Origin of the sequence: uncultured Proteiniphilum sp., from assembly GCF_937873925.1 — a bacterium.
Lineage (GTDB): Bacteria > Bacteroidota > Bacteroidia > Bacteroidales > Dysgonomonadaceae > Proteiniphilum.
This window is the reverse complement of sequence record NZ_CALNAT010000170.1, coordinates 36,189-46,141: the sequence shown is the minus strand read 5'-3', so window position 1 is coordinate 46,141 and position 9,953 is coordinate 36,189. Positions and strand designations below refer to the sequence as shown.

General features: G+C 49.0%; 5 protein-coding genes. All 5 read left to right on the top strand.

All coding sequences use genetic code 11. The features are described 5' to 3' along the window. Positions 1-224: hypothetical protein (locus Q0502_RS11770; RefSeq protein ID WP_298650938.1), on the top strand; the 224-nt coding region annotated here is incomplete at its 5' end. A 48-nt stretch (positions 225-272) separates the two neighbouring features. Then, a complete protein-coding gene (locus tag Q0502_RS11765; protein ID WP_298650936.1) occupies positions 273-2,084 on the top strand; it encodes a hypothetical protein in 1,812 nt (603 codons plus the stop codon). Between the two features lie 15 nt (positions 2,085-2,099). Beyond that, positions 2,100-4,226, top strand: a complete 2,127-nt coding sequence (locus Q0502_RS11760; protein WP_298650934.1) for a DUF5722 domain-containing protein — start codon at positions 2,100-2,102, stop codon at positions 4,224-4,226. Between the two features lie 18 nt (positions 4,227-4,244). After that, complete coding sequence (locus Q0502_RS11755; RefSeq protein ID WP_298650932.1) at positions 4,245-7,088, top strand: hypothetical protein; 2,844 nt, start codon at positions 4,245-4,247, stop codon at positions 7,086-7,088. Positions 7,089-7,213: 125 nt separating this feature from the next. Continuing rightward, a complete protein-coding gene (locus Q0502_RS11750; protein ID WP_298650930.1) occupies positions 7,214-9,949 on the top strand; it encodes an alpha-L-rhamnosidase in 2,736 nt (911 codons plus the stop codon). Positions 9,950-9,953: the final 4 nt, after the last annotated feature.

Sequence of the window (9,953 nt, the reverse complement as noted above, 5' to 3'; positions counted from 1 at the left end):
ATGAGAATATAGAGGCAGACTATAATCAGCCTGTTTCTTTGAAGATCCAAAATGGATATATTGAAGCTGTTCCTGTAACTCCCACACAGCAAAACACAAAACTTCAATTGTTGATTCCAACTCAAAACGGAAAAACCATTACTATGGTCGATTACGCTTCCGTGAATAATTGGGATAACGGGAACCATGTTTGCACATGGTTGCCAATAGATGAAAATCAATAACTTCTAATTTGATTACAAAGGAAAATAATCAGTTAAACACAAACAATTATGTTATTCAATTTAAAAAAAATCATCGGAATAGGCTATTTAATGGCATGGATGGCATATCTCCCGACCAATGCTCAACAGATAAACAGCGACCAGTGGGTCGCTACAGATGGGCTTGGGAGAGAATTGCGCAATTATTCGGATACGGGAAGCCCAAAGGATAAATACGTGGCTATGTTTTACTGGACATGGCATCAGGGGAATGACGACACGACAACCACTGTGAAAAACATCACTGAGATTGTAAGAAATCATCCCGAAGCAATGAAAGATTATAACCACCCGGCTTGGGGCAAACGAAAACCGGGATTCTTTTTCTGGGAAGAACCGTTACTCGGTTATTACAAAACCACCGATCCGTGGGTTCTCCGGAAACATGCTGAAATGCTTGCAGATGCTAAGGTGGATGTCGTTTTCTTTGATTGCACGAACGGGTCCCTGACCTGGGGTGAATCGTATGAAGCATTGATGAAGACATGGGATCAGGCACAGAAAGATGGGGTAGAGGTTCCCAAGATCGCTTTTATGCTTCCATTCGGTCCCGTGCCGCATTCGTTGGTTTCCCTCCGTCAACTTTATAACGACATCTATAAAGCCGGGAGATATGAAAATTTATGGTTCTATTGGAAAGGGAAACCCTGTATCATGGCTTACCCGGATAATTTAACCGACCAACAGGAAGACAGGGAAATAGCCGGTTTCTTCACCTTCAGGCCGGGACAACCGGATTATGTAGATGGGCCGGGGAGGGACGACCAATGGGGATGGTTGGAAAATTATCCGCAACACGGGTATATAAAACAAGCCAATGGAAGTTACGAACAAGTGACGGTGGGCGTGGCGCAAAACGCTGCACCCGAAACCAACGGGCATTGCAGCGCCTTTAATCTGCCGGGATCGCAGGGACGTAGTTTCTCCCAAAGGAATGGGTTCGATCCCAGGGTGGACGGATACCTGTATGGATGGAATTTTCAGGAACAATGGGAAAGAGCGTTTGAACTCGACCCGGAACTCGTTTTCGTCACGGGCTGGAACGAATTTACCGCCGGGCAATGGCTTCCCGAACACAATTGGACCGGTGATCCCTTTTCATTTGTCGATCAATTCGACTGGGAGCACAGCCGGGATATTGAACCCAACAAAGGATGGGGAGACAAGGGCGATGTGTATTACCTGCAGCTGGTAGATAAGGTCAGGAAATTCAAAGGCATGTCTCCCCAGGCCGATGTATCTGCCCCAAAGACCATCACGATAGGAAAATCCTCCGGTCAGTGGGACAGCGTATCACCCGAGTACAATCATTATAAGGGAAACACCTCTCACCGCGACCATCGGGGAAGGAACAACACCTATTATGTCAATACTACCGGGCGCAATGATATCGTGAAAGCCAAAGTAGCGAGAGACAACAAAAACCTGTATTTTTATGTGGAAACGGCCGACAAACTAACATCCCCCAAAGACAGGAACTGGATGATGCTCTTTATCGATGTCGATCGGGATAAATCGACCGGATGGAACGGATATGATATTATCGTAAACAGGCAGAGCCCGGACAAGAAGAAAGTGATCGTGGAGAAAAATGTGGGAAACCGATGGGAATGGGAAAAAGTGGCTGAATGCCCGTATGCAGTAAAAGAGAATCGTCTCGAGATCGAAATCGACCGGGATATCCTTTCACTGAAAAATACGAGGATCAATGTTGAATTCAAATGGAATGACAACATGCAGGAGAACGGCAATATCATGGATTTTTATGTAAACGGCGATACCGCCCCCGGGGGACGGTTTAACTTTGTTTTCTCTGAATAAAAAACTTGAAAGAAAATGATGAAATCAAGATATCCCCTTATTCTATCCACGCTTATCTATCTATTCGCCGGAGGCTGTAATACCGGAGGTTCCGAATACCTGCGCTTCGATCTCTCTACTGTCCACCATATGGAAATAGATTCCCTCGAGGAATACGGGTATAGCATAACCACGAAAGGAGGAGATCCGTACATTTCCCTGAAAGGATTGAACAAACCGTTGGGCAAAGAACAATCGGTACTTACCTTTGAATACAGTTCGGCAGAGGGAATTAATTTTCTGGAAGTTTTCTTCCTTTCAAAGGAAACAGGGTCTTTCGGCTCCAACGTCGCCGGCAGCCAAAAATGCCCCGGAATGGAGCCCACCGGGGAGATGGCGGTCTATTCCGTCGACTTAAGTGAATCCATTGAACACTTTAACTGGAACCCGGAAACAGATTTGCTCCGGCTGGATTTCGGTGATCGTCCCAACGCGGAATTAGTGATACGTAATATTCGTTTCCGTAAACGCAATGAGGCAGAAAATGCGCTTGTCATGGAAAAAGAGGCTTTCAGGAACCTCGACAAGCAAGCGAACGACCAATCAGCAAGTTATTTATCGAACACTTACGAGTCCTTTATTACCCGTGTCGAAGTACAGGATTCCACGGTCCTTATAGAGGGGAATTACCTTTCCGACGGTGGTAAGGCAATGCTTCATGCGGTGAAACCGTGGGAAGATATCATCAAACCTGAACAGTTCAAGGGCGAGGAGCTGCCTCCATCACCTTTCTCCATTGAAATGGAAAGGTATGTGGATATCGATGGGTTTCGTTACGACCAGGCTCTCTCCAAATGGGTCGTGACCAAGCATGGTAAAATTCTTTCGTCGGCCAGGTACGCCGATCATATCAAGCCGGAACGAACCATGCCGAAAGGAGTACTTGCCGGAAGAAAAGGAATTGGAGGGTATCATATCGGCAGAGGACACACCTCCGATCTGACCGATTTCCCGGTTACCAGCATCACGGTCAATATATGGATCACCCGCTTCATGTACCTCGAAGAACAGGAGAACACGATAGCGCACGAGTACGATGGCAAGATATACTATTTCAATACCGCCTCGGTTGAGGGATTCGACCGCACGATGCTTGAAGCGTTAAAGCATAACATTATTGTGGCAGCCATCATCTTGGTTAATCCGGAAAGCCAATCTGCCGACCCGGCCATCGGGCGGTTACTCCAGGATGAACATTTCGGAGGAGAGAGTGCTTTTTATACCATGCCGAATATGACCTCCGTGGAAAGCGTCCATTGTTACGCGGCCGCGCTCGACTTTCTGGCCAACCGTTATAACAGGGAAGACAATAAATACGGACGCATCCACCACTGGATCATGCACAACGAAGTAGACGCGGGAAATGTATGGACAAACATGGGGCAGGACCGGCCGCTGCATGTTTTCCTCAACGCGTATCATAAATCGATGCGCCTGTGCTACAATATCGCCCGCCAATACGATGAAAACAGCGAGGTGTTCGCATCATTCACCCATTCATGGGCTGAACCGGTCCCTGTTGACGGGGATTATTCCACCCTCGACCTTCTGAACGGGTTACTCCGCTATTCGGAGGTAGAAGGCGATTTCCAATGGGGGATAGCCTACCATCCCTATCCGGAAGACCTGAACGAGCCAAAAACGTGGAACGACCGATCGGCCACTTTTGCAATGAATTCGCCGATGGTTACCTTCAAAAACCTCGAGGTGCTGGATAAATGGATCAAGCTGCCTGAAAATAAATACCTCGGCACGCAAAAAAGAACCGTCTGGCTATCGGAAAACGGTACGAATTCACGCTCCTATTCCGGGAAGGATCTTGCCGAACAGGCGGCCGGATTCGCCTATGCCTGGAAAAAAATGAAGTACCTCGATGGGATCGATGCTTTCCAGTGGCATAACTGGATGGACGCGCGCGGGGAATTTGGGCTTCGCATCGGACTCCGCAAATATCCGGACGACGAAACGGACCCTGCCGGGAAAAAACCGGTTTGGCATCTTTATCAGGCAGCCGACACCCCCTGGGAAGACAAAGCTTTCGATCCATATAAATCGATCATCGGTATCAACGACTGGTCGGAAGTGTTACACGAAGTTGAATAACTAATATATAATTCAATCATGAAAACGATAAAAAGTTTCTTTTTACTCTGTTTATTGAGCTCCCTCTGCGGAGTAGGATCCTCCGCCTGGGCTCAGTCAATTATCCTCACCAGTGACCAGCAACTGAAAGATTTGACCGATCCTGACAAGGAGATGGATTTATCTCTCGGCTATAACAAGTACGTCCGGAGTCTGAGGCAGATTTGCGAGGAGGGTAGCCGGCAAGGGTCCAAAGAACTTATCATCGCATTCGATGAGTTTTTCCGGCAATACCGCAACGATACGGGTGATAAAAGACAACTTACACCTGATACCGAGGAATATGTGGATAATATCAAGATCGTGAGTGATTTCGCGAAGCAATACGATATGGGACTTTGCCTAAGCCTGCTGAGCCCTCTGGAACTGGGACCCGCTTACAAGAAGCAAACCGGTAACAGCGGACGCTGGCTGGCTTACAAAGTAGGCTTCCGGGATGCTAAAACCGGTAAATTTCACCTTCCTATCTGGCATCAGGTATATTGGACCAATAACAAGGGTAAATCGCCGGTAACTTTGAAAAGCGTGAAGGCGTATGCCTTTAAGGAAAGCGGAGGTTTCGTCCCTTACCGGGTGGTAAAGCCGGAAGATATTGTCCCGTTAACCCGGATCAGGTACGAAGCGACCGATACGATGAACTACGAAGCACGCGGAGTGGGGCAAAGCATCGAGATGCGGCTGCTGCACGTTTCCGGCGAGGAGCCTGAAGTAGAGGGATACGACCGTGTCATGGTAATGCTTGAATATGAAACCCAGGAGATGGATTACTTCAACGCAGACGCCCCCGGCTTTCTCAAAACGTTGATGAAAAAATACCACGATAAAGGGGTGAATCTGACCGCGCTCTACTCCGACGAGATGCATATCCAGCAAGACTGGAGTTATTTTAGCCACCACGAGAACGGACAGTTCAACTCGCTCTATCTTACCGAAAGCATGTCTGAAACATATACACGGAAGTACGGGCAACCCTTCGACGACAGATACCTGCTGTATTTCGCCTACGGTGCACCTAATTACGAGCCGTTTGCACACTCGGTGCTCAACATTCAGTACGTAATGGGGCCGGCTGCGGAGGATATCCACCGTACCTATCTGCTTCGCGACCGTTATTACAAGTTACTGAACAACGGCGTTGTCGACCTTTTCAACGGCGCCAAAAAGTATGCCGAGTCTCTGTTCAAACGTGAATTGAAAACCGGCGCTCACGCGTCATGGGCAGAGAGTCCCACGATCGACCTGTGGAATACCGAGAAACTACCTGCGATCCCTTCCCAGTACGAGTATACCTCGAACTTCGTCTGGAGCAATACGGTGCATCAGGCGGCAGCAGCCTGTTACGATTACTTCAAATGGGGTGAATACCTGCAACCGACGGGTAACGACTTTGCGGAATGCGGTTGGGGCGATCGTAACTATTACGGTGCGGCCATGGCCACATCCATAGGGGTAGTCAATAAATACCCGAATGCCTACGCGGCTGCATGGGGTTTCCCTGCCGAGGCCCTGAAGCGCCGGATGGCAATCAACTATGCTTTCGGCGCGCAACCGCCCCGTGACATCTCCATGATAACGGGGGGAGTCCATCGTGATGTGGATGTACTGACACTCTACCCGTTAAGCCTGGTAGCCGTGGAGGAACGCTTCGGGAGCTGGATGACCCAATATGGCTATACCAATTATCTTACCGCTCAAAAACTAATGGAATGGGGCGAAGTGTTGTCCGATGGCAAACTAAAGGTAAAAGACAAAACGTACGGTACGTTGGTAGTGCTCTTTGAACCGTTGCCGGAAAAAGGATTACTCGATATGCTGGCACAATTCATGGAAAATGGCGGTAAAGTGCTCTGGTTTGGCACCCCGCCTCTGCTCGACTCACAGGGTAAGGATTGTACCGCACAATGGCAGCAACTGTCGGGAATCCGCTACCAACACGACGGGTATAGAGGTGAAATCGCGGCGGGCAAGGAAATCACTTTCAGCGGGAGTTTTGCCGGCGTATCACCTCAAACCATCCTGACCGATTTCCTTGTGGACCGGATATATCCGGCGGATCCAAACGGGAGTGAGGTTGTTGCACGGTGCGATGGTAAAACCGTCGGGGTAAAAACCGATCACGGGAAAGGAGCATTCTACTATCTTGGATTCCGCCCGCGTGACGACCAGTCACAGAGCCTCGGATATGAAGCCCGCACGCTGTTCGAACTGCTTCATGCAGCCGATGCTTATCCCGCCACGGGGCGTGTGGCGAATGCCAACGATAACCCTTCGGTGGTATCCCGTACTTCGGATTACTTTGTAACGACGTTTCCCAACACCACGACGATGGTAGTACGGCACTATCGCACCCATCGCGAAAATTGGCACGAGGGCTTCTCCCGCGATGCCGAAAGGGATGCACAGGCCCTCGCTGTTAACCCATTGCCTACCGATACCATTGAACTCGATAATATGGCTGTCAACGGACACAGGGTCACGTATAACGGAAAACTTTCAATGGCTTTCAGAACGGATGATAAAAACCACCTGACAGCCTTTATCGGCAACCATTGCAAGGACATTATTATCGATGGCCGTAAATACATTTTTGCCAAACAACCCCTGGCGAAAATTGTCTTTATTCCCGAGACGAAAGAGGGAACGACTGTTTACCAGATACAGATTACGGGGACAGGCCAGGTGGCATTGCCCATCGCGCCGGGCGGTAAAACACCGGTGGTAAAATTAGGGGAAAAGATTATTCCGTCGAAAGTGAAGGGAGAGCAATTATTGCTTGATATCGATGGTACCCTGTCGGGAAAATGGCTTCAGGCAACACATTAAGACAGTTAAATTGACAATATTCAAGATTCATGTTTAAAAAAGATACATACTCGCGTTATAGTAGATTCAGCTATCCAATCATCCTGGTTCTTTTTGCTGCCCTATTCCTGTCGATTTCATGTCAGATGAAGTCAAGCCGGGATATCGTGGTCGACACACTGCAGTGTCGGAATTTAACTAATCCCGAAGGAATCGATTTCCCTTTATTAAGTTGGGAAATATCAACTTCGGAAGAAGGAGTTTTTCAAACTGCCTGGGAAATTGAAATAGCTTCCCGTGAAAATCTGCTGCGAAAAGGAAAAGCGGACGTATGGAAGTCGGGAAAGCAACTTTCCGGCGAACAATTCAACATCAAGCCGGAGTTGCCCTTAAAAGAAGCAACCCCTTATTACTGGCGGGTAAGGATCTGGGACAATTCCGGCAGCGTCAGCGGTTGGAGTGATCCTGCCTACTTTTCTACCGGCCTGTTAAGCGAAGCGTCCTGGGACGCCCAATGGATCACCTACCCACGGTCGGAAAAACAAGCCCTACCCTACTTTCGGAAAGAGTTTAGTTTAGACCGGGGTGTTCCGGTGAAAGCACTGGCCTATTTCTGTGGGCTGGGCGCGGGCGAACTTTACCTCAATGGAAAACAGGTCGATTCCACCCGCTTTTTAGATCCCGCACAAACCGATTACGAACAGTATGCATTATACAGTACGTTGGATGTGACCGAGTACCTGCAAAAAGAGAATAACTGTCTCGGCGTCATGTTGGGTAACGGATGGTTTTCACAAAAGGAGGCCTGGGGAGGCGCCCCGTTTTCGTATGGCGACCCCATGTTCCGTGTTCAACTGATAATGTTTTTTGACGACGACAGCCGTGTAGTGCTCCGAAGCGACGAAACCTGGGCCTGGCAAGAAGGTCCGGTTTCCAAAACAAATATTTATTTGGGAGAAAGTTACGATGCGCGCCGGGAAGTAACAGCCTGGAGTGAACCGGGTATCTCTCCCGACGGTTGGCAACCTGCAATACCAGCTTCAAAAAATATTCCACCCTGCCTGATACCTCAACTGACAGACCCCATCAGAAAAAAGGAAGTATTATCCGCCAAAAAGATTTGGAAAGACCCGTCCGGCAACTGGATTTACGATTTTGGCGGGAACGTGGCGGGAATTCCATTGTTGGAGATTCAACAACCGGAAGGTGCCCATCTCACTATCCGCTTCTCGGAAGAAATCGACACGGACGGAAGTTTGAATTTCGCGTCTACCGGTTGGATTCACCATGGCGATATATTCAAGGACGAATATATCTGTAAAGGGAGTCCGGTTGAACGATGGTCTCCCCGGTTTACTTACCACGGTTATCGGTATGCCGAACTATCCGGGATCTCCGGGGAGCCGGATGAAACAACCCTGAAGCTGGTGGTGGTCCATACCGATATTGAGAACAGTGGCTCCTTCGAGTGCGCGGACGAACAGATTAACAAGCTACACGAGATGGCGGTGCGCACGGTGAAAAACAATCTTCACGGTATACCCACCGATTGCCCCATACGGGAGAAATGCGGATGGCTGGGCGATGTGCATGCCTACGTGAAGATGGCCAATCTGAACTTCCGGATGGATAATTTTTGGCAAAAATACCTGGGGGACATCCGTTCCGGTGCTTCAAAAGAGGAGAAGAATACCTTGTTCCATGAAAGGTACAACAACACATTCTATTTTGACGATAAGCCATCCGGAATACCCTATATGATCGCTCCGGGAAAACGCCTCTGCGGGGTGGCATCGCCCGACTGGGGAACGGTGATAGTACAACTCCCCTGGTGGATGTACGTGTATAATGGAAACAAGGCAGTGCTTGAAGAGTATTACCCCATGATGAAACAATGGACGGAATACGTGGGATCACTGGCAAAGAACGAGGAACGTACGAAGAAATACAGTTCGGAAACAACGTCCATCGTTTATCAGGGACTTGGCGATTGGTGTCCGCCCGCGTATAAATCTGCAGACAATACCCCGGTTGAATTCACCTCCACGGCATTCCATTATCTTGATACCCATATCATGGAGCAAGTGGCCTCTCTGCTGGGTAAAGAAGAAGACGCGAAAACATTTGCCTCAATGAAGGAAGAGATAGCGCGTGAGATCGTGGCTATCCTATACAACCCGGTTGAGAAGACCTTCGGCACCCAAACGGCCGACGCCATGGCCCTTGATTTGGGTTTGGTTCCCGCGGGAGATGAAAAGGCCGTCGCGGACGCCATCGTGCGGAACATGAACGAAAGAAGCGAGGGATTCATGCATACCGGAATATTCGGAATAGGCCGGCTCGGAAGCATGCTCGCCCGTAACGGAAACGTTCAGGCAGCATGGAATATGTTCACGAAAAAAGGAGAAAACAGTTTCGAGTGGATGTGGAAATCGGCAAATGCAACCTCCCTTTGGGAGACCTTGCCGGTAAATGAAATAAGTCGGAAATCTGCCGCGGTAGCATCGCACAACCACCCGATGCAGGCAGGCTACGATGTTGCCTTTTTTGAAGATATCGCCGGGATACGTCCCGACCCCACGGGTTACGGCTTTAAGACCATTCGTTTCGAACCCCTATTTTGCGATTATCTTCCCTGGGCCAAGGCAACCATTCACACGCCCTACGGAGAAGTAACCAGCAGCTGGAAAAATGAAGATAACAGGTTCGATTGGGAAATTTCAATCCCCCCCAATTCAACGGGCCTGGTAACAATCCCGTTCGAAGGAGAATTCACCGTCAACGGGAAAACGTGGGACGATCATCAATTCCCGCGGGTAGAATCGCCCGCAGGGGTTGCGAGTTACACCTTCCCTTCCGGTCGTTTTCACATCACGAATTAACAAA